Origin of the sequence: Pseudomonas sp. RSB 5.4 (assembly GCF_037126175.1) — a bacterium.
GTDB lineage: Bacteria > Pseudomonadota > Gammaproteobacteria > Pseudomonadales > Pseudomonadaceae > Aquipseudomonas > Aquipseudomonas fluorescens_H.
The window spans coordinates 4,122,391-4,148,756 of the sequence record NZ_CP146986.1 but is presented as its reverse complement, the minus strand read 5'-3'; the positions used below and the strand labels follow the sequence as shown (position 1 = coordinate 4,148,756).

Annotated in this window: 24 protein-coding genes; 17 read left to right on the top strand and 7 right to left on the bottom strand. The window is 62.4% G+C overall.

Annotation, left to right across the window (positions count from 1 at the left end):
• Positions 1-69: 69 nt before the first annotated feature.
• The 4 genes from ruvX to gshB all read right to left on the bottom strand — a co-directional run bounded on the left by ruvX (position 70) and on the right by gshB (position 3,271).
• Positions 70-507, bottom strand: coding sequence for a Holliday junction resolvase RuvX (gene ruvX, locus V9L13_RS18765; RefSeq protein ID WP_003229101.1), 438 nt, complete (start codon positions 505-507; stop codon positions 70-72).
• Positions 507-1,079: a YqgE/AlgH family protein gene (locus V9L13_RS18760; RefSeq protein WP_201136352.1), complete on the bottom strand. Its 573-nt coding sequence runs from the start codon at positions 1,077-1,079 to the stop codon at positions 507-509. Before V9L13_RS18760 ends, ruvX begins: the two co-directional genes overlap by 1 nt.
• A gap of 213 nt (positions 1,080-1,292) precedes the next feature.
• Positions 1,293-2,192, bottom strand: a complete 900-nt coding sequence (locus tag V9L13_RS18755; protein WP_003229097.1) for an energy transducer TonB — start codon at positions 2,190-2,192, stop codon at positions 1,293-1,295.
• A 107-nt stretch (positions 2,193-2,299) separates the two neighbouring features.
• Entirely contained in the window at positions 2,300-3,271 is a 972-nt protein-coding gene (gshB, locus tag V9L13_RS18750) for a glutathione synthase (protein ID WP_338800229.1), read from the bottom strand.
• 225 nt (positions 3,272-3,496) lie between these two features.
• Between gshB and pilG the strand changes: the two genes are divergently transcribed.
• From pilG to madM, 16 genes are all read left to right on the top strand, one after another.
• Positions 3,497-3,901, top strand: coding sequence for a twitching motility response regulator PilG (pilG, locus tag V9L13_RS18745; protein ID WP_003229093.1), 405 nt, complete (start codon positions 3,497-3,499; stop codon positions 3,899-3,901).
• Between the two features lie 60 nt (positions 3,902-3,961).
• Complete coding sequence (pilH, locus tag V9L13_RS18740) at positions 3,962-4,327, top strand: twitching motility response regulator PilH (protein WP_003229091.1); 366 nt, start codon at positions 3,962-3,964, stop codon at positions 4,325-4,327.
• Positions 4,328-4,337: 10 nt separating this feature from the next.
• On the top strand, positions 4,338-4,877 hold the full coding sequence (locus V9L13_RS18735; protein ID WP_003229089.1) for a chemotaxis protein CheW: 540 nt from the start codon (positions 4,338-4,340) through the stop codon (positions 4,875-4,877).
• Positions 4,878-5,077: 200 nt separating this feature from the next.
• Positions 5,078-7,132, top strand: coding sequence for a methyl-accepting chemotaxis protein (locus V9L13_RS18730; RefSeq protein ID WP_338800228.1), 2,055 nt, complete (start codon positions 5,078-5,080; stop codon positions 7,130-7,132).
• Positions 7,133-7,143: 11 nt separating this feature from the next.
• Complete coding sequence (locus V9L13_RS18725; protein ID WP_338802881.1) at positions 7,144-13,044, top strand: Hpt domain-containing protein; 5,901 nt, start codon at positions 7,144-7,146, stop codon at positions 13,042-13,044.
• Positions 13,037-13,507, top strand: a complete 471-nt coding sequence (locus tag V9L13_RS18720; protein ID WP_338800227.1) for a chemotaxis protein CheW — start codon at positions 13,037-13,039, stop codon at positions 13,505-13,507. The genes V9L13_RS18725 and V9L13_RS18720 overlap by 8 nt, the downstream gene beginning before the upstream one ends.
• Before the next feature lie 532 nt (positions 13,508-14,039).
• Entirely contained in the window at positions 14,040-14,405 is a 366-nt protein-coding gene (locus V9L13_RS18715) for a hypothetical protein (protein WP_338800226.1), read from the top strand.
• Positions 14,406-14,700: 295 nt separating this feature from the next.
• The gene (gene mdcA, locus V9L13_RS18710) at positions 14,701-16,371 is read left to right on the top strand and encodes a malonate decarboxylase subunit alpha (protein WP_338800225.1); all 1,671 of its coding nucleotides are present in this window, start codon (positions 14,701-14,703) and stop codon (positions 16,369-16,371) included.
• Positions 16,371-17,243: a triphosphoribosyl-dephospho-CoA synthase gene (locus V9L13_RS18705; RefSeq protein WP_338800224.1), complete on the top strand. Its 873-nt coding sequence runs from the start codon at positions 16,371-16,373 to the stop codon at positions 17,241-17,243. Before mdcA ends, V9L13_RS18705 begins: the two co-directional genes overlap by 1 nt.
• The gene (locus V9L13_RS18700; RefSeq protein ID WP_003229075.1) at positions 17,243-17,542 is read left to right on the top strand and encodes a malonate decarboxylase subunit delta; all 300 of its coding nucleotides are present in this window, start codon (positions 17,243-17,245) and stop codon (positions 17,540-17,542) included. The genes V9L13_RS18705 and V9L13_RS18700 overlap by 1 nt, the downstream gene beginning before the upstream one ends.
• Complete coding sequence (locus V9L13_RS18695) at positions 17,535-18,386, top strand: biotin-independent malonate decarboxylase subunit beta (RefSeq protein WP_338800223.1); 852 nt, start codon at positions 17,535-17,537, stop codon at positions 18,384-18,386. Before V9L13_RS18700 ends, V9L13_RS18695 begins: the two co-directional genes overlap by 8 nt.
• Entirely contained in the window at positions 18,383-19,168 is a 786-nt protein-coding gene (mdcE, locus tag V9L13_RS18690; RefSeq protein WP_338800222.1) for a biotin-independent malonate decarboxylase subunit gamma, read from the top strand. Before V9L13_RS18695 ends, mdcE begins: the two co-directional genes overlap by 4 nt.
• On the top strand, positions 19,162-19,782 hold the full coding sequence (locus V9L13_RS18685; protein ID WP_338800221.1) for a malonate decarboxylase holo-ACP synthase: 621 nt from the start codon (positions 19,162-19,164) through the stop codon (positions 19,780-19,782). Before mdcE ends, V9L13_RS18685 begins: the two co-directional genes overlap by 7 nt.
• A complete protein-coding gene (gene mdcH, locus V9L13_RS18680; RefSeq protein ID WP_338800220.1) occupies positions 19,779-20,699 on the top strand; it encodes a malonate decarboxylase subunit epsilon in 921 nt (306 codons plus the stop codon). The genes V9L13_RS18685 and mdcH overlap by 4 nt, the downstream gene beginning before the upstream one ends.
• 66 nt (positions 20,700-20,765) lie before the next feature.
• A complete protein-coding gene (madL, locus tag V9L13_RS18675) occupies positions 20,766-21,182 on the top strand; it encodes a malonate transporter subunit MadL (protein WP_003229065.1) in 417 nt (138 codons plus the stop codon).
• Between the two features lies 1 nt (position 21,183).
• Positions 21,184-21,948: a malonate transporter subunit MadM gene (gene madM / locus V9L13_RS18670; RefSeq protein ID WP_135296751.1), complete on the top strand. Its 765-nt coding sequence runs from the start codon at positions 21,184-21,186 to the stop codon at positions 21,946-21,948.
• A 111-nt stretch (positions 21,949-22,059) separates the two neighbouring features.
• On the opposite strand, the gene V9L13_RS18665 is transcribed toward madM, so the two are convergent.
• Positions 22,060-22,974: a LysR substrate-binding domain-containing protein gene (locus V9L13_RS18665; protein WP_338800219.1), complete on the bottom strand. Its 915-nt coding sequence runs from the start codon at positions 22,972-22,974 to the stop codon at positions 22,060-22,062.
• A 142-nt stretch (positions 22,975-23,116) separates the two neighbouring features.
• On the opposite strand from V9L13_RS18665, the gene V9L13_RS18660 reads away from it, so the two are divergent.
• Positions 23,117-23,734: a hemolysin III family protein gene (locus V9L13_RS18660; protein ID WP_007964065.1), complete on the top strand. Its 618-nt coding sequence runs from the start codon at positions 23,117-23,119 to the stop codon at positions 23,732-23,734.
• A gap of 111 nt (positions 23,735-23,845) precedes the next feature.
• Here V9L13_RS18660 and V9L13_RS18655 read toward each other — a convergent pair whose 3' ends face one another.
• Both V9L13_RS18655 and V9L13_RS18650 read right to left on the bottom strand, forming a co-directional pair.
• Positions 23,846-24,565, bottom strand: a complete 720-nt coding sequence (locus tag V9L13_RS18655) for a 16S rRNA (uracil(1498)-N(3))-methyltransferase (RefSeq protein ID WP_338800218.1) — start codon at positions 24,563-24,565, stop codon at positions 23,846-23,848.
• A 151-nt stretch (positions 24,566-24,716) separates the two neighbouring features.
• Positions 24,717-26,123, bottom strand: a complete 1,407-nt coding sequence (locus tag V9L13_RS18650) for an adenosylmethionine--8-amino-7-oxononanoate transaminase (protein WP_338800217.1) — start codon at positions 26,121-26,123, stop codon at positions 24,717-24,719.
• Positions 26,124-26,366 lie beyond the last annotated feature (243 nt).

Sequence of the window (26,366 nt, the reverse complement as noted above, 5' to 3'; positions counted from 1 at the left end):
CTTGGGGCCGAGCCGGGTCCTTGGACGCGGCTCGGGTCGTAGCTCAAAAGAAAAGCGCCGAAGCGCTTGTCAGGATTCAAACAATGCAGTGTTTTCGTCGAGCCAGCCTTGCAGCAGCAGGGCGGCGGCGATGGCGTCCACCGGGTTGTCGCGGTAACTGCCTTTCTGCCCGCCACGCACCAGTCGCTCACCCTTGGCTTCGAAGGTGGTCAGACGTTCGTCGTGGGTATAGAAGGGCACATTGAAGCGGCCATTGAGACGGCGAGCGAATTTCTCCGCGCGCAGGCACATCTCGCTCGGCGTGCCGTCCATGTTCAGCGGCAGGCCGACGACGACGGCGTCGGGTTTCCATTCCTTGAACAGCGCTTCGACCTGATTCCAGTCGGGCACGCCGTTCTGCGCTTTCAAGGTGCACAGCTCGCGGGCCTGGCCGGTAATCACCTGGCCGACCGCAACGCCGATCTGTTTGGTGCCGTAGTCGAAGCCAAGAATCAGGCGCAGGGCCATCAGGCGTGCCCCGCCTGGCTGGTCAGCAGGCTGAGGTTGATCCCCAGGTGCCGGGCCGCCGCCTCAAGACGCAGTTCGCTGCTGGTGTTGAACAGGATGTCGGCGTCGTACGGGCAGGTCAGCCAGGCGTTGTCGGCCAGCTCGGCTTCCAGTTGCCCGGCTTCCCAACCGGCATAGCCGAGGGCAATCAGGCTTTTCGCCGGGCCCACGCCGTCGGCGATGGCGAACAGCACGTCCTGGGAGGTAGACAGCGCCAGATCACCGTCCAGCTCGACGGTGGCCTGAAAGGACTTGCCCGCCGGGTGCAGGACAAACCCGCGATCGGTCTGCACCGGGCCCCCAATGAAGATCGGCACATGCTGGCACAGCGCTGGCGGGTCGATGTCCGGGCGCAATTGCTCGAGGATGTCAGCCAGATTCAGCTCTTGCGGTCGATTGACCACCAGCCCCATGGCGCCATTGGCCGTGTGCTCGACGATGTAGGTCAAGGTGTGGGCAAAGTTCGGGTCGGCCATGTGTGGCATGGCGATCAGGAAGTGATGCTTGAGGTAGCTGGGGCTGACGTTTTTCATGAGCGATAGTGTGGCGTTCAAGGGGCGAACTGACAAGCTGGGGATGCGTTGCAACTGGTCTTAACCGGACCTCTGTGGCGAGGGAGCTTGCTCCCGCTCGGCTGCGCAGCAGTCGTAAAACCTGACAACGCGGTGTATCTGGAAAAAGCAGGGGGCCGCTTCGCAGCCCAGCGGGAGCAAGCTCCCTCGCCACAAAAGCCCTTATGCCGGCGGTCAGTTGCTGGAAAGCTTGTCGCCCCGGGCAAATTTCCAGGTGCGGATGATTTCCAGTCGGTCGATATCCGACAGATCGCCGGTAAACGGCGCAAACGGTGCCGCCAGTCGGACGATGCGCTGCGCCGCCTGATCCAGCAGCGGCTGGCCGGAGGATTCCAGCACCAGCACTTCATACAGTGAGCCGTCGCGGTTGATCGAGACCATCAGCCGCAGGTTGCCGTAGATCTGCTTGCGCCGCGCTTCTTCCGGGTAATTGAGGTTGCCGATGCGCTCGACCTTCTTGCGCCAGTCGTCCTTGTACCAGGCGCCCTTGTCGCGCATGGTCGAGGCGGCGCTCAAGCGGTGAATGCGCGGGCGCTTGGCGTATAGCTGCTGTTCGTTGGCCAGTTCCGCTTCGAGGCTGGCGATGTCGCTGGACAGCTGCGAGCTGTCAAACGTCGGCGCGTTGACCGCAGGTTTGGTCTCGGTCCTGGTTTCTTCTTTCTTGGTCGGCGCCTTTTGCTGTTTCGGCGCCACCGTCGTCACTGCAGCCTTGGGCGCGGCTTCGCGCACTTCCGGTTTGGCGGCCGGGGGCGGGGTGACCTTCTTGACCTGATTGTCCTGGAACGGCGCGACCTCGGTGGTCTTGGGAATCGCCTTCTTGTCCAGGGTGCCGCTGCCTTCCTGGTTTTCCTGAGCGAGGAAATCAGCCTTTTTCGGCTTGGTTTCGCTCTTGAAGGTGGCAAGGGTGATTTCCAGGGTTTTACTGATCTGCTTGGGCTCGACCATGGTAAAGCCGACACCGAGCAGCAGCGCCAAATGAATCAGCGCCGCGAGAAACAGGGTAAATCCGAGGCGATCGGCCGGGCGCACGCCACGATGGGCGAGTTCTGCGGGCAGATCGGACGGGAGGGTCATGACAAGAAAACCAACATCGCGTTTTTCAGAGGCTGCGCATGATAACGCAATGTTGGTTTCACGCCTTGGGCTTCACGCTTCAAGCGACAAGCTGCATGTGACACACGTCAAGCTTGCGGCTTTTTGCCGGCGGCTTGCAGCTTCTTGTCGATCGCGTCCATCAGCAGGCCGCCGATGTCGGTACCGAAAGCGTTGTCGATTTCGCGGATGCAGGTCGGGCTGGTGACGTTGATTTCGGTGAGGTTTTCACCGATCACGTCCAGACCGACGAACAGCAGGCCTTTCTCGCGCAGAGTCGGGCCGACCTGAGCGGCGATCCAGCGATCCTTGTCGGTCAGCGGCCGCGCTTCGCCACGACCACCGGCCGCGAGGTTGCCACGGGTTTCGCCCTGGGCCGGAATCCGCGCCAGGCAGTAATCCACTGGCTCGCCGTCGATCATCAGGATGCGCTTGTCACCGTCCTTGATCGCCGGCAGGTAGGCCTGGCCCATGATCTGCTGGTTGCCGAGGGCGGTCAGGGTTTCGAGGATCACCGACAGGTTCGGATCGCCCGCGCGGTGTCGGAAAATCGAAGTGCCACCCATGCCGTCCAGCGGCTTGAGGATCACGTCACCGTGCTTGGCGGCGAATTCGCGCAGCACATCGGCGCGCCGGCTGACCACGGTTGGCGGGGTGCACTGCGGGAACAGCGTGGCGAACAGTTTTTCATTGCAGTCGCGCAGGCTCTGCGGCTTGTTGACCACCAGCACGCCGGCGGTTTCCGCCTGTTCCAGCAAGTAGGTGGAGTAGACGAACTCCATGTCGAACGGCGGATCCTTGCGCATCAGGATCACGTCCAGATCGCTCAGCAGGTTGTCCTGCTCGGCGTCCAGTTCGAACCATTTTTCCGGGTTGACGAAGACTTTCAGCGGCTTCATGCGCGCCCGCGCCTGACCTTCGGCCTGATACAGGTCGCGCTGCTCCATGTAGAACAGTTCCCAGCCACGTTTCTGCGCGGCCAGCAGCATGGCCAGCGAGCTATCCTTTTTATAGGAAATGCTGGCGATAGGGTCCATGACAATCCCGACGCGAACGCTCATTGGGTTTTCCTCGAAAATTGGCTACCGGATCGGTATTGAAAAAGTGCCGCCAGAGTGGCGCCGGGCGGGTTTTCGGTCAAGGAAAAACCCGTCGATAGATTGCTTCTGGAGACTGTGCTAAAAAGGCTGGCATATCGTGCTGGCCCTTGAGCATCAAGGGTTTCCAGCCATTACTCATTGCAAAACGGACAATTTGATTCGCAAAGGCGACGGTAGAGCCCCCTTATGGAACAGCAGTCCAGCGCCTTGAAGGTCATGGTGATCGATGACTCGAAAACGATTCGTCGCACCGCCGAAACACTGTTGAAAAATGTGGGCTGCGAAGTCATCACGGCGATTGATGGTTTTGACGCTTTGGCGAAGATCGCCGACCACCACCCCGGGATCATTTTTGTCGACATCATGATGCCGCGTCTGGATGGTTATCAGACCTGCGCTTTAATCAAGAACAACAGTGCGTTCAAGGCCACGCCGGTGATCATGCTGTCGTCGCGTGACGGGCTGTTCGACAAGGCCAAGGGGCGGATTGTCGGTTCTGATCAATTTTTGACCAAGCCTTTCAGCAAGGAAGAACTGCTCGACGCGATTCAGGCCCACGTTCCGGGCTTTGCCGCCGTTTTGCCGCAGTAAGACACGTACAGTGACGCTCGGCCAGCGGGCCGGATGTCGACAAGAAAAATGGGGAAGACCATGGCACGTATCCTGATCGTCGATGATTCGCCGACTGAAATGTACAAACTCACCGGCATGCTCGAAAAGCACGGCCATGAAGTGCTCAAGGCCGAAAACGGCGCCGACGGCGTGGCCCTGGCCCGTCAGGAAAAGCCCGACGCGGTCTTGATGGACATCGTCATGCCCGGCCTCAATGGCTTCCAGGCCACCCGGCAACTGACCAAGGATGCCGAGACCAGCCATATTCCGGTGATCATCATCACCACCAAGGATCAGGAAACCGACAAGGTCTGGGGTACGCGCCAGGGCGCGAAGGATTACCTGACCAAGCCGGTCGAAGAAGACACCCTGATCAAGACCCTGAACAACGTGCTGGCCGGTTGATCGCGCCGCCATGAACCAGTCGCTGACCGCGTTCGAGCTGCTGTGGCAGATCGACCAGCGCTGCCGCCTGCTGGCGGCGGACCTGCCGTCGCAAGCCGGTCGTCAGGATCGCTGGAGCGGCATCGGCTTTCGCCTCGGCGAGCACTGGTACGTGACGCCGATGGGCGAGGTCAGCGAAGTGCTGCACGAACCGCGCTGCACTCAGTTGCCCGGGGTCAAGCCGTGGGTCAAAGGGGTGGCTAACCTGCGTGGGCGCTTGCTGCCGATCATGGACCTGTGCGGCTTCTTCGGCCATGAGCTGTCGCCGCTGCGCAAACAGCGGCGGGTGCTGGTAGTGGAGCATCAGGACGTGTTCGCCGGGCTGCTGGTCGATGAAGTGTTCGGCCTGCAGCACTTCGAGCAGGACAGCTTCGAGCCGATCTCGATCAGCAAACGCCAGGGTTCCAAGGCGGAGTTCGTCAAAGGCTATTTCCGGCGCGAGCAGAACTGGCGGGTGTTCAGCCTGTTTGCACTGGCCAAGTCGCCGGTGTTCATGAGCGTCGCGATATAACCGAAGCACCATAAATCTATGGGGTGGGGGTCTGTGGCGAGGGGATTTATCCCCGATGGTTGGCGAAGCCAACCCAAAACCTGCATTCGCGATGTGCCAGATACAACTCAGTTTTGGGGCCGCTGCGCGACCCATCGGGGATAAATCCCCTCACCACAAATCCCACAGTGGACCGTGGCAGGTTTCATAGGCGAGGACCGATGACAAAAGCAAAAACAGGCAAATCGGCGGAAGGGTCGCGCAGTCGTTCGCAGATCATTGTGCTGTTTATCGCACTGATCGTGTTCATCATGCTGCTGTTCGCCAACTTCGCCTACCTCAACACCCAGGCCAACTACGACAAGCAGTACATCGGCCACGCCGGTGAGCTGCGCGTGCTGTCGCAGCGGATTGCCAAGAACGCCACCGAAGCCGCCGCCGGCAAGGCCGCCGCGTTCAAGTTGCTGAGCGATGCGCGTAACGATTTCGCCCAGCGCTGGGGTTACCTGAAGAAGGGCGATCCGGCCACCGGCCTGCCACCCGCGCCGGCCAGCGTGCGCCCGGAAATGCGCGCGGTGCAGCTGGACTGGGAACGCCTGCTGAAAAATACCGATGCGATTCTCTCCAGCGAACAGACCGTGCTCTCGCTGCATCAAGTCGCCGCGACGCTGGCCGAAACCGTGCCGCAGTTGCAGATCGAATACGAAAAAGTCGTCGAGATCCTTCTGCAACGCGGCGCCCCGGCAGCGCAAGTGGCAATGGCCCAGCGCCAATCGCTGCTCGCTGAACGCATTCTCGGCGCGGTCAACACCGTGCTGGCCGGTGACGAAAACTCGCAGCAGGCTGCCGACGCTTTTGGCCGCGATGCCACCCGTTTCGGCCAGGTGCTCAACGGCATGTTGCAGGGCAACCCGACCCTGAAGATCAGCCAGGTTGAAGACCGCGACGCCCGTGCGCGGCTGAGTGAAATTTCCGAGCTGTTCCAGTTCGTCTCCGGCTCGGTGGACGAAATCCTCGAAACCTCACCGGAACTGTTCAAGGTCCGGGAGTCGGCGAGCAACATTTTCAGCCTGTCGCAAACCCTGCTCGACGAAGCCTCGCACCTCGCCAGCGGTTTCGAAAACCTTGCCGGTGGGCGCAGCACCGACACCATCGGCGGCTACGTGCTGGGCTTGCTGGCGCTGGCCTCGATCATCCTGATCGGCATGGTCATGGTCCGTGAAACCAATCGCCAGTTGCGCGAGACCGCCGAGAAAAACGAGCGCAACCAGAACGCGATCATGCGCCTGCTCGACGAGATCGAAGACCTCGCCGACGGCGACCTGACCGTGACCGCCTCGGTGACCGAAGACTTCACCGGGACCATCGCCGATTCGATCAACTACTCGGTCGATCAACTGCGCGATCTGGTCGCGACCATCAACCTCACCGCCGGCCAGGTCGCCGCCGCCGTGCAGGAAACCCAGGCCACCGCGATGCACCTGGCACAGGCCTCGGAACATCAGGCGCAGCAGATCTCCGAAGCCTCGACCGCGATCAACGACATGGCCCAGTCCATCGATCAGGTCTCGGCCAACGCCGCCGAGTCGTCGGCGGTGGCCGAGCGTTCGGTGGAAATCGCCAACAAGGGCAACGAGGTGGTGCACAACACCATCCACGGCATGGACAACATCCGCGAACAGATTCAGGACACCGCCAAGCGCATCAAGCGCCTGGGCGAGTCGTCGCAGGAAATCGGCGACATCGTCAGCCTGATCGACGACATTGCCGACCAGACCAACATCCTCGCGCTCAACGCGGCGATTCAGGCCTCGATGGCCGGAGATGCCGGACGCGGGTTTGCCGTGGTCGCCGACGAAGTGCAGCGGCTGGCCGAGCGCTCGTCCGCCGCCACCCGGCAGATCGAAACGCTGGTGCGGGCGATTCAGGCTGACACCAACGAAGCGGTGATTTCCATGGAGCAGACCACCACCGAAGTGGTGCGCGGCGCGCGACTGGCGCAGGATGCCGGAGTGGCGCTGGAAGAAATCGAAGGCGTTTCGAAAACCCTTGCCGCGCTGATTCAAAGCATCTCCAATGCGGCGCAGCAGCAGACCTCGTCGGCCGGGCAGATTTCCATGACGATGAACGTGATCCAGCAGATCACCACGCAGACATCGTCCGGCTCGACCGCCACCGCCGAGAGCATCGGCAATCTGGCGAAGATGGCCAGTCAGCTGCGCCGTTCGGTATCCGGTTTCACCTTGCCGTCGGCGTCCGCGACGGACAAGGCGTGAGTGGAGTGGTTATGGGTGACCGGCACGACTACGTGGCCCTCGAATGGGTCAAGGGTGAAATTGCCGAAACGCTGAGGCAGGCGCATCAGGCGATTGAAGCCGTGCTCGATGATCCGCAGGCCTCACCGGGGCTGGACGAGTGTCTGACGTATATTCATCAGGTGCACGGCAGCCTGCAGATGGTCGAGTTCTACGGCGCCGCTTTGCTCGCCGAAGAGATGGAACATCTGGTCGAAGCCTTGCAGCAGGAGCGCGTCAGCCACCGTGACGAAGCCCTGCACCTGCTGCTGCAAGCCCTCGGGCAATTGCCGATCTACCTCGATCGCGTGCAGAGCGCCCGCCGCGACCTGCCGCTGGTGGTGCTGCCGCTGATCAACGATCTGCGCAGTGCGCGCGGCGACAGCCTGCTCTCGGAAACCAGCCTGTTCAGCCCGCCCTTGCCGGACTTGCCGCCGTTGAGCGCACAAGCCTTGGCCGCGCTGGAGCCTCCCGACCTGCCCAATGTGCTGCGTAAATTGCGCCAGATGCTGCAAATGGCGCTGGTCGGTTTGCTGCGCGAGCAGGATGACCAGACCCACCTCGAATACCTGGCGAAAGTCTTCCAGCGCCTCGAAGCGCTGAGCTTTGACGCGCCGTTGAGTCCGCTGTGGCAGGTCGCTTCAGCCCTGGTCGAAGGCATGCGCGAAGGCGCCATCGCCAACAGTCCGGCGTTGCGCAGCCTGTTCAAGGACGCCGACAAAGAGCTCAAGCGCCTGCTCGAACAGGGCATGCGCGGCCTCAATCAGCCTCCCCCGCCGGAGCTGCTGAAAAGCCTGCTGTTCTATATTGCCAAAGCCGAACATCCCACCGGGCAGATGCTGACCATGAAAGATCGCTACTCCCTGGACGACGCGTTGCCCGACAGCGCGATGGTCGACGAAGAACGCGCGCGTCTGGCCGGTCCCGACCGCGATGCGATGCGCTCGGTGCTGGCGGCATTGTGCGAAGAGCTGGTGCGGGTCAAGGAACGCCTCGACCTGTTCGTGCGCAGCGACCGTCAGCACACCTCCGATCTGGAGAGTCTGCTGGCGCCGCTGCGGCAGATCGCCGACACCCTCGCGGTGCTCGGTTTCGGCCAGCCGCGCAAAGTCATCATCGATCAACTGGCGGTGGTACTCAGCCTCGTTCAGGGCCAGCGCGAACCGAACGACGCGACCCTGATGGACGTGGCCGGCGCGCTGCTTTACGTCGAAGCCAACCTCGCCGGAATGGTCGGCACCGTAGAGCCGGAAAGCCCCGAAGACGCGCGCCTGCCGACCACTGATCTGACGCAGATCCATCAGATCGTGATCAAGGAAGCACGCATCTGCCTGCAACAGGCCAAGGACATGATCGTCGATTACATCGACGCCGACTGGGATCGCCAGCAACTGCAACCGCTGCCGGAACTGCTGACCCAGGTGCGCGGCGCGCTGGCGATGATTCCGCTGAGCCGCGCGGCGAGTCTGGTCGAGGCCTGCAACAGCTTCATTCGCGAACACTTGCTGCTGGATCCGCACGAGCCGGGCTGGCAGCAACTGGATCACCTCGCCGACGTCATCTCCAGCCTCGAGTATTACCTCGAACGCCTGAGCGACGACCCGCAAGCGCCGAATGAACAACTGCTGGATGTTGCACAGAAAAGCCTCGCCAGCCTGGGGTTCTTTCCACATGAGCAGCACGTGCCGGTGCTCGACGATGTACTCAGCCCCAGCGAAGCGCTGGTGATGCAAGACCTGCAGGTACTGGATGACCCCGAGACCGTGAAGTCGCTGGCCGAGGTGCTGGCCAGCCCGGTGTCGGCGGTCAACCCGCCGGCCTTGATCACCCCCGGCAACCTGATGCCGCCGCCCGCCGATGAAGAACCGGTGGACGATGAACTGCGCGAAGTGTTCCTCGAAGAGACCGACGAGGTGCTTGAGGTTCTGCACGAATACCTGCCGCGCTGGTCGGCCGACACCCATGACCGCGCCGCACTGACTGAATTGCGTCGGGCCTTTCATACCTTGAAGGGCAGCGGGCGCATGGTTCGCGCATTGATCCTTGGCGAGCTGGCGTGGGCCGTGGAAAACCTGCTCAACCGCGTGCTGGAGCACAGTGTCGAGCCTGGCGCGCAGGTGCAGCAGTTGCTCACCGACACAGTGTTGCTGCTGCCGGAGCTGATCAGCGAATTCGCCACGCACCGCCAGCGTCAGCGCAGCGATGTCGATCAACTGGCGGCCCGTGCGCATGCGCTGGCCAAAGGTGTCGAGCCGCTGGCGGCCGAAGACGTCGACGATGTGGCGGCCCTCGATCCGCTGTTGCTGGAGATTTTCCGCAACGAGGCCGAAACCCACCTCGCCAGCCTCAATCGCTTCCTCGATCAGGCCGCCGAGCATGTGCCGCTGCCGGCCAGCGACGAATTGCAGCGCGCCTTGCACACGCTCAAGGGCAGTGCGTCGATGGCCGGCGTGTTGCCGATTGCCGAACTGGCGGCGCCGCTGGATAAGCTGGCGCGCGAGTTCAAGGCGCATCAGTTGCCGCTGGATCTCGATGAAGTGGAATTGCTCCTCGAAGCCGAAGGCCTGTTCCGCGTCGGTCTGCGCCAGCTCAAGCACGATCCGCTGGCGCCGATTGTCGGTGCGCAGTCGCTGATCAAACGCATCGAAACGCTGCTGGCCGAGCGCCTGGAAGCGATCCTCAACGCGCCGAACACCGGTCTGCGGATCAAGCGCGATGCGCAACTGATCAACAACTTCCTCGCCCAGGGCATGGACATCCTGCTCGACGCCGAAAGCCTGTTGCAGCGTTGGCAACAACACCCCGGCGAGCGCCAGGAACTCAGCGCGCTGCTGGATGAACTGACCACCCTCGGCGAAGGCGCGCACCTCGCCGATCTGCTGCCGGTGGACGTGTTGTGCGAAGCCTTGCTCGACCTCTATGGCGCTGTCGAAGAAAGCAGCCTGGCGGTCAGCGACAGGTTTTTCCAGGAGGCGCAGAACGCCCACGAAGCGTTGATCAACATGCTCGACGAACTGGCTGCAGGCCAGGAAATCACCCCACAGCCGCAGCGCGTCCGCGCCTTGCACGAACTGCTCGATGAAAGCCTCGACCCGACGGCGATGGGGCTGATTCGCAGCGACGGCAGCAGGACCTTGAGCATCAGCGAACTGGGCGCCGCGACCGCCGAACTCGCCCACACCCATGCCGAGACCGCCCCCGACGACGAGATCGTTGAAATCTTCCTCGAAGAAGCGGTGGATATTCTCGACAGTGCCGGTCAGGCCTTGCAGCGTTGGGTGAGCGACCCGGACAACGCTGCGCCGCTGTCGTCGTTGCAGCGCGATTTGCACACCCTCAAGGGCGGCGCGCGGATGGCCGAAGTCGATGCCATCGGCGATCTGGCCCATGAGCTGGAAAGTCTTTATGAAGGTCTGGTGGATCGTCGCCACAGTTACAGCGAGCTGCTTGGGCGCTTGCTGCACAAAAGTCACGACCGCTTGGCGCAGTTGCTCGAACAGTTGCAGAACCATCAGGCGCTGACCCCGGCGCAAGACCTGATCGAAGCGATCCGCCAGTTCCGCCAGGGCCAGGCCGGCAGTCCCGAAACGGCGCAGCCGACGCCTGAACACGACAGCGCGGCGCATGATCCGGAGCTGCTGGAAATCTTCCTCGAAGAAGGTTTCGACATCATTGAAAGCTCCGGCGCGGCGCTGCTGCGCTGGCAGGCAGAGCCGGGCAATCGCCAGGAAGTGGAAACCCTGCTGCGCGATCTGCACACCCTCAAGGGCGGCGCGCGGATGGTCGAGATCGGCCCGATCGGCGACCTCGCCCATGAGCTCGAATACCTTTACGAAAGCCTCGCTACCGGCGTGCTGCAACCGTCCGCCGAACTGTTCGCGCTGGTGCAGCGCGGGCATGACCGGCTGGCGCAAATGCTTGATGGCGTGCGTGCCGGGCAGCCATGCCCACCGGCGGATCGGCTGATCAATGCGATCCAGAATTTCAGCCACCCGGTGACTCTCGACACGCCACCGCTGCAACCGATTCCGGCCAAGACCGAGCCTGCGGCACCCGCCGCTGATGCCGGCGCGGACATGGTCAAGGTCTCCGCCGAACTGCTCGATGAGCTGGTCAACCTGGCCGGGGAAACCTCGATTTTCCGTGGGCGTATCGAGCAGCAAGTCAGCGATGCGCAAACCGCGCTGAACGAGATGGAAACCACCATCGAGCGCATGCGCGATCAGCTTCGCCGGCTCGACACCGAAACCCAGGGGCGGATTCTCAGCCGTCAGCAAGTCGATGCCGAACGCCTCGGTTATGAAGAATTCGATCCTCTGGAAATGGACCGTCATTCACAGTTGCAGCAACTGTCGCGGGCGCTGTTCGAATCCGCCTCCGACTTGCTCGATCTCAAGGAAACCCTCGACCGCCGCAACCACGACGCCGAGAACCTGTTGCAGCAACAGGGGCGGATCAACACCGAGTTGCAGGAAGGCCTGATGCGTACGCGCATGGTGCCGTTCGAACGCATGCTGCCGCGCCTGAAACGCATCGTGCGTCAGGTCGCCGAAGAGCTGAACAAAGATGTCGCGTTCATCATCGGCAACGCCGAAGGCGAGATGGATCGCAATGTGCTGGAGCGCATGGCCGCGCCGCTGGAGCACATGCTGCGCAACGCCGTCGACCATGGTCTGGAGTCGGCCGAAGTGCGGCTGGCGGCGGGCAAACCGGCGCAGGGTACGATTACGCTGGACCTGACCCGCGAGGGCGGCGACATCGTTTTCGATATTCGTGACGATGGTGCCGGGGTGCCGCTGGAAGCGGTGCGGCGCAAGGCGATCAAGCGCGGCCTGCTGGCACCGGACGCCGAGATCAGCGACCGCGACGTGCTGCAGTTCATCCTGCAGCCGGGCTTCTCCACGGCGGAAAAGATCACCCAGATTTCCGGGCGCGGCGTTGGCATGGACGTGGTTCATGAGGAAGTCCGCCAGCTCGGCGGCACCATGAGCATCGATTCGGTGCCGGGGCAGGGCGTGCACTTCCGCATTCGTCTGCCGTTCACCGTGTCGGTCAACCGCGCGCTGATGGTGCAATGCGGCGAGGATCAATACGCGATTCCGCTGAACACCATCGAAGGCATCGTCCGCGTGTTGCCGAATGATCTGGAAGGGCACTACCGCAACGATCCGCCGAGCTATCACTACGCCGGTCAGCGCTACGAGTTGTGCTATCTGGGCGAGCTGCTGAAAACCGCGCCACGGCCCAAACTGCTCGGCCAGAGCCTGCCGTTGCCGGTGTTGCTGGTGCAGTGCAATGACCGGCACATCGCGGTGCAGGTCGATGCGATGGCTGGCACCCGCGAGATCGTGGTCAAGAGCCTCGGCCCGCAGTTCGCGGCAGTGCAGGGCGTGTCCGGGGCGACGATTCTCGGCGATGGCCGGGTGGTGCTGATTCTTGATTTGCTCGCACCGATCCGCGCGATGCAGGCGCGGGTTGCACAGCGTCCGGCGCAGGCGGAAATCGACAGCGAACCGCAGAAGCCGTTGCTGGTACTGGTGGTCGACGACTCGGTGACCGTGCGCAAGGTCACCAGCCGTTTGCTCGAACGCCACGGCATGAATGTACTGACCGCCAAGGACGGTGTCGACGCCATGTTGCTGCTCGAAGAACACATGCCCGACATGATGCTGCTCGACATCGAAATGCCGCGCATGGACGGCTTCGAAGTCGCCACCCAGGTGCGCAACGACGAACGTCTGCAACACCTGCCGATCATCATGATCACCTCGCGCACCGGGCAGAAACACCGCGACCGCGCGATGGCCATCGGCGTCAACGACTACCTCGGCAAGCCGTATCAGGAATCGGTGCTGCTCGAAAGCATTGCCCACTGGAGCAAGAAACATGCATGAGCGTCGCCACAACGCGCGCACCAGCCAACTCACCGGCCTGCTGCTGCCGCTGGCCGACCGCAACCTGATCCTGCCCAACGTCGCCGTCGCCGAACTGATCGACTACCAGGCCAGCGCCTTCGATCTCGACACCCCGCCGTGGTATCTGGGGCGGGTGAGCTGGCGTGAACGGCAGATTCCGCTGCTGAGTTTCGAGTCGGCCTGCGGGCAGAAAATCGTCATCGGCGAACGCGCGCGGATCGTCATCCTCAACGCCCTTGGCGGCTTGCCACAGCTGAAATTCATTGCGCTGCTGGTGCAGGGGATCCCGCGTTCGTACAAGCTCGACAGTCAGTTGAGTTATGTCGATGTGCCGTTGTGTGCGCTGGAACAGGCGGCGGTGCAGGTCGGGGAACAGGTAGCGAAGGTGCCGGATTTGTTGGGGCTGGAGCAGTTGTTGGTGGCGGCTGGGCTGGTTCACTGATCCAGAGTTTGTGGTGATCTTGCTGGCCTCTTCGCGAGCAAGCTCGCTCCCACATTGGAACTTCAGTGAACACAGATTTTGGACACGACACAGATCCCCTGTGGGAGCGAGCTTGCTCGCGAAGGCGCCAGTCGCTTCACTCTGATCCGACAGACAAGCCCTCAATTTCTACAGCGCAATAAACACCATTCAGCACAGCTGTTTAAAGACACTCAGTGTTACGCCTAATCCGCCTACAAATCCTTGCGCCACTGCCTACGCATGCACCAGAATCCGCCGGCTTGTGCGCCTTGGGCATGCTGCGTAACTTGATCCCGTCACTGATTCCCAGTGATCGGGTTTAGCAGCTCGTGGTTAATCTAAGGGTGCACATACATCATCGTCAGGCTCAGTGCCTGCATTCGATGGCGGCTGTGCGCAGGGCGCTTCGGCGCGCCGGCTTCCTTAGGTTCCCCGGTCTGCTAACCTGCGTTCAGCTGCCACCCCTTCTTTTAGCAGAGAAGCGGTTCCAGCTTTATTTCGGAACCTGAAAGTGATTAAACCAACACTAAGTCCGCCGCCAACAGACACGGCCTCCCCCTACGAAACCCCCGAATCGAAGAAATTCCACGAAGCCGCCGAACGCGCCCTCGATCATTACCTCGGCCCGCCAAAACCCGACCTCATGGCCACGCCCTACACCCCCAACACGCTGTACATGGCCAACCCCGATGCCGACAGCGAATCCCTACTGGCCGACGCCAGTGAATCGTTAGGCTCGGCCACGGTCATGCTCAACAACCATGCGGCGCTGGTGCAAGGCACGCACCGCAAGACGCTGCAGGGCATTGCTCAGGTGGTGATGGTGGCGGAGATGGCGGTGAATCGGGTGTTGGATAAGTTGGTGCCGACGGAGTAGCGAAAAAGCTGACCCTCACCCCAGCCCTTTCCGGAGGGAGAGGGGGCCGACCGCAGGATGCTCACAATTTTCGCCAACCGGAAAGTACCGCTGTGAATCCATAATCGACTCGGTGGGGCAGGTCGATGTATGGCGCCAGACACCTCGGTCAGTCCCCTCTCCCTCCGGGAGAGGGCTAGGGTGAGGGCGCTCTCGATCGTTACCCTGAGCGTAATGATTCACCACCGCGCTTGATTGATGCGCCCCGCTCACACGCCTACCTTGGCTCCACGACAGCGAACCCCGTGGAGTGAGCATGACAACAACAATTTCCCCCGACTCGCGCTGGACGCGGCGGCGTGACGAGAAGCAGCGGCGTCTCGACAAGGTGCGCGGGCTGGCCGACGGTGTGGTGTTGCCCAGTGACAGGATCGTCGCGGCGCTCGAAGCGCTGATCCATCCCGGCGACCGGGTGGTGCTGGAGGGCAATAACCAGAAGCAGGCGGATTTCCTTTCCCGTTCGCTGGCCAAGGCTGACCCGGCCAAGCTGCATGATTTGCACATGATCATGCCCAGCGTTGGTCGCTCCGAGCACCTTGATCTGTTCGAGCGCGGCATCGCCCGCAAGCTCGATTTCTCCTTCGCCGGCACCCAGAGCCTGCGCATCAGCCAGTTGCTTGAAGACGGCTTGCTGGAAATCGGCGCGATCCACACTTACATCGAACTCTACGCGCGGCTGGTGGTGGACCTGATCCCCAACGTCGTGCTCTCGGCCGGGTTCATGGCCGACCGCGCCGGCAACATCTACACCGGCCCCAGCACCGAAGACACCCCGGCACTGATCGAACCGGCCGCGTTCAGCGACGGCATCGTCATCGTCCAGGTCAACCAGTTGGTCGATGACGTCAGCGAACTGCCTCGCGTCGATATCCCGGCCTCGTGGGTGGATTTCGTGGTGGTGGCCGACAAGCCGTTCTATATCGAACCGCTGTTCACCCGCGACCCACGCCACATCAAACCAGTGCACGTGTTGATGGCGATGATGGCGATTCGCGGGATCTACGAAAAACACAACGTGCAGTCGCTCAACCACGGCATCGGTTTCAACACCGCCGCGATCGAATTGATCCTGCCGACCTACGGCGAATCCCTCGGCCTCAAAGGCAAGATCTGCCGCAACTGGACGCTCAACCCGCACCCGACGCTGATCCCGGCGATCGAAAGCGGCTGGGTCGAGAGCGTGCATTGCTTCGGCACCGAACTTGGCATGGAGAACTACATCGCCGCACGCCCGGACGTGTTCTTCACCGGTCGCGACGGCTCGCTGCGTTCCAATCGGATGTTCTGCCAACTCGCCGGGCAGTACGCGATGGATCTGTTTATCGGCGCGACGTTGCAGGTCGATGGCGACGGCCATTCCTCGACCGTGACCCGTGGTCGCCTCGCCGGTTTCGGCGGTGCGCCGAACATGGGCCACGACCCGCGTGGTCGCCGTCACGGCACCCCGGCGTGGCTCGACATGCGCCACGACGACGCGCCGCAACCGATGCTCGAACGCGGCAAGAAACTTGTGGTGCAAATGGTCGAGACCTTCCAGGAGGGTGGCAAACCGACCTTCGTTGAAACCCTCGACGCGGTGGAAGTGGCGAAGAAAAGCGGTATGCCGCTGGCGCCGATCATGATCTACGGCGACGACGTCACCCACCTGCTCACCGAGGAGGGCATCGCCTACCTGTATAAGGCCCGTTCGCTGGAAGAACGCCAGGCGATGATCGCTGCGGTTGCGGGCGTGACCGCCATCGGCTTGCGGCATAACCCGAAAGACACCGAACGCATGCGCCGCGAAGGTCTGATCGCCTTGCCCGAAGACCTCGGCATCCGTCGCACCGACGCCACCCGCGAACTGCTGGCGGCGAAAAGCGTGGCCGATCTGGTCGAGTGGTCCGGCGGCCTCTACAACCCGCCCGCCAAGTTCAGGAGCTGGTAATGCACGCACTCAATCTGCAAGCGAAACCCCTGAGCCTGAGCGAACGCCTGGCCGATCTGGCGGTGGATGCGCTGATCGACGAAGCCGATCTGTCGCCGAAACCTGCGTTGGTCGACCGACGTGGCAATGGCGCGCACAGCGATCTGCACTTGGGCCTGATGCACGCTTCGGCGTTGTCGTTATGGCCGGCGTTCAAGGAAATGGCTGAAGCCGCAGTTGAAATCGGCGCAGTCGATTCAACGTTGCGCGAAGCGATTGGTCGGATCGGCCGTGAAGGCGAGCAAGCCATGCTCACGACCACCAACGGCGTGAACACCCATCGCGGTGCCATTTGGGCGCTGGGATTATTGGTGACGGCGGCTGCACTGGAACCGCAATCCTCCAGCGCCAATGCCGTGACCCTGCGCGCTGCGCGTCTGGCGTTGCTGGATGACCGTCACGCGCCGAAGCCATTGAGCCACGGCGCGCAAGTCGCCCTGCGCTACGGCGCACGCGGTGCCCGCGAAGAAGCGCAACTCGGCTTTCCGTCCGTGCTGCAACGCGGCTTGCCGCAGCTCAAGCGCAGCCGCGCCAACGGCCACGGCGAACAGAACGCCCGGCTCGATGCGCTGCTGGCGATCATGACCGAACTGGCCGACACCTGCGTGCTCTACCGCGCCGGTGAACAGGGCCTGCACGCTATGCAGCAAGGTGCGCAAGCGGTGCTCGACGCTGGCGGCAGCGCCAGCCTCACCGGGCGTCGGCGCCTGCACGAACTGGATCAACAACTCATCGCATTGAATGCCTCGCCCGGTGGCGCCGCCGACTTGCTCGCCGCCACGCTGTTGCTCGATCGTATCGAGCGCGACGGCATCCTTCAGGGAGCGTTTTGATGGAAACCTTATCCTTTGAATTCCCCGCCGGGCAGCCGCCACGCGGGCGGGCGCTGGTCGGTTGTGTCGGCTCGGGCGATCTGGAAGTGCTGATCGAGCCGGGGCTGGCCGGCAAGTTGACGATCAATGTGCAGACCTCGGTCAACGGTGCGCAGCAGCGCTGGCAGCATCTGTTTGCGCGGATGTTCGACGGCACCACGCCACCGGCGATGGCCATCGATATTCACGATTTCGGCGCCACGCCGGGGGTGGTGCGTCTGCGCCTGGAACAAGGTTTCGAGGAGATCGGCCATGACTGACAGCGCAGCGCTGTTGCACAAGCACAGCTTCGTCGAACTCGGTGCACGGCAACGGGCGAAAGCCTTGCTCGATGCCGGGTCCTTCCGCGAATTGCTCGACCCGTTTCAACGGGTCATGTCGCCATGGCTTGAACGCCAGGGCGTGGTGCCGCAAGCCGATGATGGTGTAGTGATCGCCAAGGGCAGCCTCGACGGTTTGCCGGTGGTGATCGCCGCCATCGAAGGCGCGTTTCAGGGCGGCAGCCTCGGCGAAGTCGGCGGGGCGAAGATCGCCGGCGCGCTGGAACTGGCCGCCGAAGACAATCGCAAGGGCATCCCGACCCGTGCCGTGCTGCTGCTGGAAACCGGTGGCGTGCGTTTGCAGGAAGCCAACCTCGGGCTGGCGGCGATCGCCGATATTCACGCGGCGATTGTCGATTTGCAGCAGTACCAACCGGTGGTCGGTGTGGTCGCGGGCAGCGTCGGCTGTTTCGGCGGCATGTCGATTGCCGCCGCGCTGTGCAGCTATTTGCTGGTGACTCAGGAAGCACGCCTCGGCCTCAACGGCCCGCAAGTGATCGAGCAGGAAGCCGGGATCGAAGAATACGATTCCCGCGACCGGCCCTTCATCTGGAGCCTGACCGGTGGCGAGCAACGTTTTGCCAGTGGTCTGGTGGATCGTTATGTCGCCGATGATGTGGCGCAGATCCGTCAGCAGGTCGGTGAATTGCTGCAGCAGGGTTTGCCCGCTAAGCCGCGCAGTCAGCGCGCCGATTGGTTTCTGCAATGCCTGAACCGTTTGGACACCGCCAAGCAAATCGAACCGTCGGTGGTTCGCGATCTGTATCAAGGAGAGCGCTCATGAGTGGTTATTCCGTGCGCGGTTTGAACTGGTTCAACGCCCTGAGCGCTGGTGCGAAAGCGGTCGAAGGTTTGCCGCCATCGTTGAAGGTCGCCGACGGCGAACTTGGGCGGTTTATCGCGGTGGTCGCTGACCCGGACAACCGTTTCCCACGGGCTCGCAACGGTGAAGTCGGCTTGCTCGAAGGCTGGGGTCTGGCCAAGGCTGTGGATGACGTGATCACGGCAGATCGCGACAAAGCGCAGAAGCGCCCGATCATCGCCATCGTCGATGTCCCGAGCCAGGCTTACGGTCGTCGCGAAGAAGCCCTCGGCATTCATCAGGCCCTGGCCGGTGCGGCGGACAGTTATGCCCGCGCCCGTTTGGCCGGGCATCCGGTGATTGCGCTGCTGGTGGGCAAGGCCATGTCCGGGGCGTTTCTGGCTCACGGTTATCAGGCCAACCGTTTGATTGCCCTGCGCGATCCGGGGGTGATGGTGCATGCGATGGGCAAGGCCTCGGCGGCGCGGGTGACCTTGCGCAGTGTCGAGGAACTGGAAGCGCTGGCCGCCAGCGTGCCGCCGATGGCCTATGACATCGACAGCTACGCCAGCCTCGGTTTGCTCTGGGAAACCCTCTCGGTGCAGCAGATCGAGCAGCCGACGGCGGAGGATCTGGCGCGGGTGACCGAGTGCCTGAAACAGGCCATCGGCGATATCGCCAGCACTGACTTGAGCAATCGTCTCGGCGCAAAAAATCGCCAAGCCTCCAGCCGCGTGCGCGAACTGTTGAGGGCGCAGTGGTGAACATGCCACTGGCCCACGACCTGCTGTGGGGCATGACCCCAGCGCAGTTACCGGCGGATGCGCCGCAGTGGGCAATCGAGTCGCTGGCTGCCGGGCAACCGGTGGTGGTTCGGCGCGCGGTGGGCGCGGAAGGTTGGGTCGCGGTGGGCATTCGCGGTGCGTTGCGTGAGCAGCGGCTGGCGGCGTTTATGGCGCTCGATTCGATTGCCTGTCGGGTCAGCCCCGAAGCGCTTAGTCATGTCGATTGCGAGCGCGATCTGCCAGTGATGCAGGCCCTCAAACAACTGCGGCCAATGCTCGATGACTGCGGCTGGGTCTGGGGTGTCAGCGGCAGTGTCGGGTTTGAGTTGGCCAGTGGTTTTACCGCGATGCACGCGGCCAGTGACCTCGATCTGATTCTGCGGACACCGCAACTGATCACGCGTAATCAGGCACGCAAACTGGTCGCGGTTTTTGATCAAGCCGTGTGCCGGGTCGACATGCAATTGCAGACGCCGTTCGGTGCAGTCGCGTTGCGCGAATGGGCCAGTGGGTCTGCACGGGTGCTGCTGAAAAACACCCATCAAGCCTGTCTGGTCACTGATCCGTGGAACCCGCAGGAGCAGGCAGCGTGAGCAGCCTGTTGGTGTTCCCCGGCCAGGGTGCGCAACAACCGGGCATGCTCCAGCGTTTGCCTCGGGAAGCGTTGATCGAGGCCAGCGACGTGCTCGGTGAAGACGTCGCGCTGCTCGATTCTGCCGATGCGTTGCGCAGCACCCGGGCGGTTCAGCTGTGCCTGTTGATCGCCGGGGTCGCTGCTTCACGACAATTGCTGCAGGACGGACTCACGGCGGATTACGTCGCCGGCCTGTCCATCGGTGCGTACCCGGCAGCGGTGGTCGCCGGGGCGCTGAGCTTCAGCGATGCGTTGCATCTGGTCAGCCTGCGCGGTGAGTTGATGCAGCAGGCTTATCCACAGGGCTATGGCATGACCGCAATCATCGGCCTGCAATTATCCACCGTCGAAACGCTGCTGGCGCAGGTGCACAGCGCGCAGTCGCCGGTGTACCTGGCCAACATCAACGCCGATAACCAGGTGGTGATTGCTGGCAGCGACGCGGCGATGCAAGCGGTGGCCGAACTGGCGCGCAGTCGTGGCGCCGGTCTGGCCAAACGCCTGGCGGTGAGCGTGCCGTCACACTGTCCGTTGCTGGAAGCGCCGGCGCAAACCCTCGCCGAAGCCTTCGCCAAGGTTGCACTGAACACCCCGAAAATCGCTTACCTGAGTGGCAGCCGCGCGCGTCCGCTGATCAAGCCTGATGCCTTGCGCGACGACCTCGCCTTCAACATGTGCCGCGTGGTGGACTGGCGCGGCACCGTGCAAAGCGCTTACGAGCGCGGCGTGCGGCTACAGATTGAACTGCCGCCCGGTGCGGTGCTGACCGGGCTGGCGCGCCGGGTGTTTGAATCGGGCACGGTCACTGCCTTCGACAGTGCGCGTCTGGACACCTTGCAGGCGCTGTTGCGAGAGGAGGGTGGCCGCCGACCATAAACCGCCGCGACTCAGGCTTCGAACAACAAAAACAACATTCGACGATGCACTTTGAGGACTACAACAATGATTATTTACGGTGTGGCGCTGCTGGCGATCTGTACGCTGGCAGGGGTGATCATGGGTGACATGCTCGGCGTGTTGCTGGGCGTCAAATCCAACGTCGGCGGGGTCGGCATCGCCATGATCCTGCTGATCTGCGCGCGGTTGTGGATGCAGAAACGCGGCGGCATGACCAAGGATTGCGAAATGGGCGTCGGCTTCTGGGGCGCGATGTACATTCCGGTGGTGGTGGCGATGGCCGCGCAACAGAACGTCGTCACCGCCCTGCACGGCGGCCCGGTGGCGGTGCTCGCGGCGATCGGTTCGGTAGTGGTCTGTGGCTGCACGATTGCCTTGATCAGCCGCACCCACAAGGGCGAACCGTTGCCCGACGAACCGGTGGAAGTCACGCCGGTCGGCACCCCGGTAGGAGGTCGCTGACATGTGGGCACTCATTGAAAACGGTCTGGAACACAACGGTCTGGTCACTGCCTTCGCCTTCGTCGGCGTGATCATGTGGGTCTCGGTGATTCTCTCGAAACGCCTGACCTTCGGGCGCATTCACGGCTCGGCGATTGCCATCGTCATCGGTCTGGTGCTGGCCTGGGTCGGCGGCACCCTGACTGGCGGCCAGAAAGGCCTGGCGGATCTGACGCTGTTTTCCGGCATCGGCCTGATGGGCGGGGCGATGCTGCGTGATTTCGCAATTGTCGCCACGGCGTTCGAAGTGCAGGCGACCGAGGCGAAGAAGGCCGGGTTGATCGGCGTGATTGCGCTGCTGCTCGGTACGATCCTGCCGTTCATTGTCGGCGCGTGCATGGCCTGGGCCTTCGGGTATCGCGATGCGGTGAGCATGACCACTATCGGCGCGGGCGCGGTGACCTACATCGTCGGCCCGGTGACCGGCGCGGCGATTGGCGCGACCTCGGATGTGATGGCGCTGTCGATTGCCACCGGATTGATCAAGGCGATTCTGGTGATGGTCGGCACGCCGGTCGCAGCGCGCTGGATGGGCCTGGATAACCCACGTTCGGCGATGGTGTTCGGCGGCTTGGCCGGTACGGTGAGCGGGGTGACCGCGGGGCTGGCGGCGACGGATCGGCGGTTGGTGCCTTATGGGGCTTTGACCGCTACGTTCCACACCGGGCTTGGCTGTTTGCTGGGACCATCGCTGTTGTTCTTCATTGTTCGCGGTATTGTTGGCTAGATACGGAATTTGAGTTGTCTGGGCTGACGCTTTCGCGAGCAAGCCCGCTCCCACATTTGGAATGCGTTCCCCTGTGGGAGCGGGCTTGCTCGCGAAGGGCGCGACTCGGTCTCAAGTCTGGCGATTGGCATACATCCGACACTCCGCCAGCAACGCCAGCAGATTCGGATCGCGCTCCTTGGCCTTCAAGAACACCACGCCAATGTGCTGCTGCAAGCGGTACTTCTCCTGCAACGCAATCAGCTTCACCCGATTCTCGTACACCGCCGCAATCCGCCCCGGCAGCAACGCATAACCCACCCCCGAGCTGACCATGCTCAGCAGGGTGAAGATGTCGTTGACCTGCATCGCCACCTTCGGCTCGAACCCCGCCTGCTTGAACACCCGGATGCCGTCCTGATGGGTGGCGAAGCCCTGGGTCAGGGTGATGAAGGTTTCGTCGCGCACTTCCGCCAGATCGACCTCCTGACGCTGGGCGAATCTTGAATCTGCTGGCGTGGCGAGGAAAATGTCGTCGGAGAACAGCGGGATCTGCTCGCAGTCCGGATCGCTGACCGTGTCGTCCAGCGACACCAGAATCGCGTCGACTTCCATGTTCTTCAGCTTGTACAGCAGGTCGATGTTCGAGCCGAGGATCAGATCGATGTTGAGTTCGCTGCGACGGATCTTCAGGCCCATGATCAGTTGCGGTACGGTTTTCACCGTCAGCGAATACAGCGAGCCGAGCTTGAAGCGTTCAGCGGAGAATCCGGCAGCCTCGCGGGTCAGGCGCACGCTTTCGACCACGTCCTGGATCAGCTTCTGCGCGCGCTCTTCGAGCACGTAGGCGCTTTCCAGTGGCGTCAGGTTGCGGCCTTCGTGCTTGAACAGCGGGCAGCGCAGGGCGCTTTCCAGCGAATGGATCGCCCGGTGCACGCTGACATTGCTGGTCTGCAACTCGGCAGCGGCACGCGCCAGGTTGCCGGTGCGCATGAAGGCGAGGAACACCTCGAGTTTTTTCAGGGTCAATTCTTCGTCGATCAGCATGGCGCGGACTCTTTTTGGTATCGACCGATTGTGCCCAATTACCGTGGCGTGCTCAGGTCCGCGTTGAACAGAAACATTGCGCTTTTACGCTCAAGGCCCGAGCCTTGCGCGCTGCGGTGACGAATAACGAGGTGAGTGACACATGTATCACGGAGAAAAACTCAACGCCTGGACGCACTTGGTCGGGGCAGTGGCCGCATTTATCGGCGGCGTGTGGATGCTGGTGATTGCCAGCCTCGACGGCAGTCCGTGGAAAATTGTCAGCGTGGCGATCTACGCCTTTACCTTGCTGGTGCTCTACAGCGCCTCGACCGTGTACCACAGCGTGCGCGGGCGCAAGAAAGCGATCATGAAAAAGGTCGATCACTTTTCGATTTACCTGCTGATCGCCGGCAGCTACACGCCGTTCTGTCTGGTGACGCTGCGTGGGCCGTGGGGCTGGACCTTGTTCGGGATTGTCTGGGGGCTGGCGCTGATCGGCATTTTGCAGGAGATCAAGCCACGCTCCGAGGCGCGGATCCTGTCGATCGTGATCTATGCGGTGATGGGCTGGATTGTGCTGGTGGCGGTCAAGCCGTTGATTGCTGCTTTGGGCACGGCAGGCTTTGCCTGGCTGGCGTCGGGCGGGGTGTTGTACACCGTGGGGATCATCTTTTTTGCCCTCGATCACCGGTTGCGCCATGCCCATGGGATCTGGCATCTGTTCGTGATCGCCGGGAGTCTGCTGCACTTTGTGGCGATTCTGTTTTATGTCCTGTAGACCGGGTCGCTGCCAATCGCTGGCAAGCCAGCTCCCACAGGGTTTGGGGGTGCTCACAAATGTTGTGGCCAACAAAGCACCTGTGGGAGCTGGCTTGCCAGCGATGGCGTCCTAGAAATCACCCCACAACTGTTGAGCTACCGCCAGTGCAACCACCGGCGCGGTCTCGGTACGCAACACGCGCGGCCCAAGGCGTGCCGCGTGGAAGCCGTTGCCCTTGGCCTGCTCAACCTCGGCATCCGACAAACCACCCTCCGGCCCGATCAGGAACGCCAGTGTCGCCGGTTTGGCATGGCTCACCAGCGGCTCGGCCACCGGGTGCAGCACCAGTTTCAATTCGGCCTGAGTCTGTTTCAGCCAATCGGCCAGCAGCAGCGGCGGGTGAATCACCGGCACCCGCGAACGACCGCATTGTTCGCAGGCGCTGATCGCCACCTGACGCCAGTGCAGCAGGCGCTTGTCGGCGCGTTCGTCCTTGAGCCGCACTTCGCAGCGGTCGCTGAAGATCGGGGTGATTTCGCTCACGCCCAACTCGGTGGCTTTCTGGATCGCCCAGTCCATCCGCTCGCCCCGGGACAGGCCCTGACCGAGGTGGATCTGCAACGGCGATTCGATCTGGCCGGGCAGTTGCTCGTCGATCTGCACGACGACGCGTTTCTTGCCGACTTCCACCAGCGAGCCGCGAAGCTCATGGCCGGAACCGTCGAACAACTGCACCGCATCGCCCTCGGCCATGCGCAGCACGCGGCTGATGTAATGCGCCTGAGCCTCCGGCAATTCGTGTTCGCCGGTGCTCAGGGGGGCGTCGATAAAGAAGCGGGACAGTCTCATTTCGGGTCTCTGGAAAGATGTGAATCAGTTGGAACGGTGTCGACTTCATTCGCGAGCAAGCCCGCTCCCACAGGGAAATGCATTCCAAATGTGGGAGCGGGCTTGCTCGCGAAAGCGGCAGCCCAGGCACCACAATCTTGAACAATTCAAATCAGCCCGGATCGCGGAACCCCGGGTGGAAATCCTTCGGCACGGCCACGCTGACGCTGTCACGGGTGGCGATGTCGATGCCTTCGCTGGCGACTTCGGCGAGGAAGTCGATCTGCTCCGGGGTGATCACGTACGGCGGCAGGAAATACACCACGCTGCCCAGCGGCCGCAGCAGCGCCCCGCGTTCCAGCGCATGCTGGAACACCTTCAGGCCGCGTCGCTCCTGCCAAGGGTAGGCCTCTTTCGTGGCTTTATCCTTGACCATCTCGATCGCCAGCACCATCCCGGTCTGGCGTACTTCCGAGACGTTCGGGTGATCGACCAGATGCGCAGTGGCCGAGGCCATGCGCCGGGCCAGGGCCTGGTTGTTCTCGATGACGTTGTCCTGCTCGAAGATATCCAGCGTTGCCAGCGCCGCCGCACAGGCCAGCGGGTTGCCGGTGTAGCTGTGCGAGTGGAGGAAGGCGCGCAGGGTCGGGTAGTCGTCGTAGAACGCGCTGTAGACCTCGTCGGTGGTCAGGCACGCCGCCAGCGGCAGGTAGCCGCCGGTCAGGGCCTTGGACAGGCAGAGGAAGTCCGGGCGAATGCCGGCCTGTTCACAGGCAAACATGGTGCCGGTACGGCCGAAACCGACGGCGATTTCGTCGAGGATCAGGTGCACGCCATAGCGGTCGCAGGCTTCGCGCAGCAGCTTGAGGTATACCGGGTGGTACATGCGCATGCCGCCGGCGCCCTGAATCAACGGCTCGACGATCACGGCCGCGACGCTGTCATGGTTTTCGGCCAGCGTCTGTTCCATCGCCGCAAACATGTTGCGTGAGTGTTCTTCCCAGCTCATGCCCTGCGGGCGCAGGTAGCAATCCGGGCTTGGCACCTTGATGGTGTTCATCAGCAGGGCTTTGTAGGTTTCGGTGAACAGCGGCACGTCGCCGACCGACATCGCCGCCATGGTTTCACCGTGGTAGCTGTTGGTCAGGGTGACGAAGCGTTTCTTGTTCGGCTGGCCGCGATTGAGCCAGTAGTGAAAGCTCATTTTCAGCGCGACTTCGATGCAGGATGAACCGTTATCGGCGTAGAACACCCGGTTCAGGCCTTCGGGCGTCATCTTCACCAGACGCTCGGACAGCTCGATCACCGGCTGGTGGCTGAAACCGGCGAGGATCACGTGTTCCAGCTGATCGACCTGATCCTTGATGCGCTGGTTGATCCGCGGGTTGGCGTGGCCGAACACGTTGACCCACCAGGAGCTGACGGCATCGAGGTAGCGCTTGCCTTCGAAGTCTTCGAGCCAGACGCCTTCACCGCGTTTGATCGGGATCAGCGGCAGCTGTTCGTGGTCTTTCATCTGGGTGCAGGGATGCCACAGCACCGCGAGGTCGCGTTGCATCCACTGGTTATTCAGGCCCATTTACAGTCTCCTCGAGGCGGCTCGCGTCAGGCGCGGGCAAACAATCGCGCAAGCCTATGCAATGCATCGCGCCGGGACAACCCATTGTGTGGATTGAACTACTTTGTATGGGCTGACAGAGGACGCAGATGGCGTTGTCATGCCTGCCAGAAAACACTCGAGAGCCAGCAACGAATCCCCTTTAATCTTTCCTTAACTCATGTGTTCAAGACTCTTGATCGCATTTCTCGATATTTCAAAGCA

Coding starts and splice junctions, on each gene's coding strand:
- V9L13_RS18665 (WP_338800219.1), bottom strand. CDS start 22,974: ATGCTGATCGACGAAGAATTGACCCTGAAAAAACTCGAGGTGTTCCTC.
- V9L13_RS18700 (WP_003229075.1), top strand. CDS start 17,243: ATGGAAACCTTATCCTTTGAATTCCCCGCCGGGCAGCCGCCACGCGGG.
- gshB (WP_338800229.1), bottom strand. CDS start 3,271: ATGAGCGTTCGCGTCGGGATTGTCATGGACCCTATCGCCAGCATTTCC.
- madM (WP_135296751.1), top strand. CDS start 21,184: ATGTGGGCACTCATTGAAAACGGTCTGGAACACAACGGTCTGGTCACT.
- V9L13_RS18660 (WP_007964065.1), top strand. CDS start 23,117: ATGTATCACGGAGAAAAACTCAACGCCTGGACGCACTTGGTCGGGGCA.
- pilG (WP_003229093.1), top strand. CDS start 3,497: ATGGAACAGCAGTCCAGCGCCTTGAAGGTCATGGTGATCGATGACTCG.
- V9L13_RS18720 (WP_338800227.1), top strand. CDS start 13,037: ATGCATGAGCGTCGCCACAACGCGCGCACCAGCCAACTCACCGGCCTG.
- V9L13_RS18730 (WP_338800228.1), top strand. CDS start 5,078: ATGACAAAAGCAAAAACAGGCAAATCGGCGGAAGGGTCGCGCAGTCGT.
- V9L13_RS18725 (WP_338802881.1), top strand. CDS start 7,144: ATGGGTGACCGGCACGACTACGTGGCCCTCGAATGGGTCAAGGGTGAA.
- V9L13_RS18755 (WP_003229097.1), bottom strand. CDS start 2,192: ATGACCCTCCCGTCCGATCTGCCCGCAGAACTCGCCCATCGTGGCGTG.
- mdcA (WP_338800225.1), top strand. CDS start 14,701: ATGACAACAACAATTTCCCCCGACTCGCGCTGGACGCGGCGGCGTGAC.
- madL (WP_003229065.1), top strand. CDS start 20,766: ATGATTATTTACGGTGTGGCGCTGCTGGCGATCTGTACGCTGGCAGGG.
- V9L13_RS18695 (WP_338800223.1), top strand. CDS start 17,535: ATGACTGACAGCGCAGCGCTGTTGCACAAGCACAGCTTCGTCGAACTC.
- V9L13_RS18760 (WP_201136352.1), bottom strand. CDS start 1,079: ATGAAAAACGTCAGCCCCAGCTACCTCAAGCATCACTTCCTGATCGCC.
- pilH (WP_003229091.1), top strand. CDS start 3,962: ATGGCACGTATCCTGATCGTCGATGATTCGCCGACTGAAATGTACAAA.
- V9L13_RS18655 (WP_338800218.1), bottom strand. CDS start 24,565: ATGAGACTGTCCCGCTTCTTTATCGACGCCCCCCTGAGCACCGGCGAA.
- mdcE (WP_338800222.1), top strand. CDS start 18,383: ATGAGTGGTTATTCCGTGCGCGGTTTGAACTGGTTCAACGCCCTGAGC.
- V9L13_RS18705 (WP_338800224.1), top strand. CDS start 16,371: ATGCACGCACTCAATCTGCAAGCGAAACCCCTGAGCCTGAGCGAACGC.
- V9L13_RS18650 (WP_338800217.1), bottom strand. CDS start 26,123: ATGGGCCTGAATAACCAGTGGATGCAACGCGACCTCGCGGTGCTGTGG.
- ruvX (WP_003229101.1), bottom strand. CDS start 507: ATGGCCCTGCGCCTGATTCTTGGCTTCGACTACGGCACCAAACAGATC.
- V9L13_RS18735 (WP_003229089.1), top strand. CDS start 4,338: ATGAACCAGTCGCTGACCGCGTTCGAGCTGCTGTGGCAGATCGACCAG.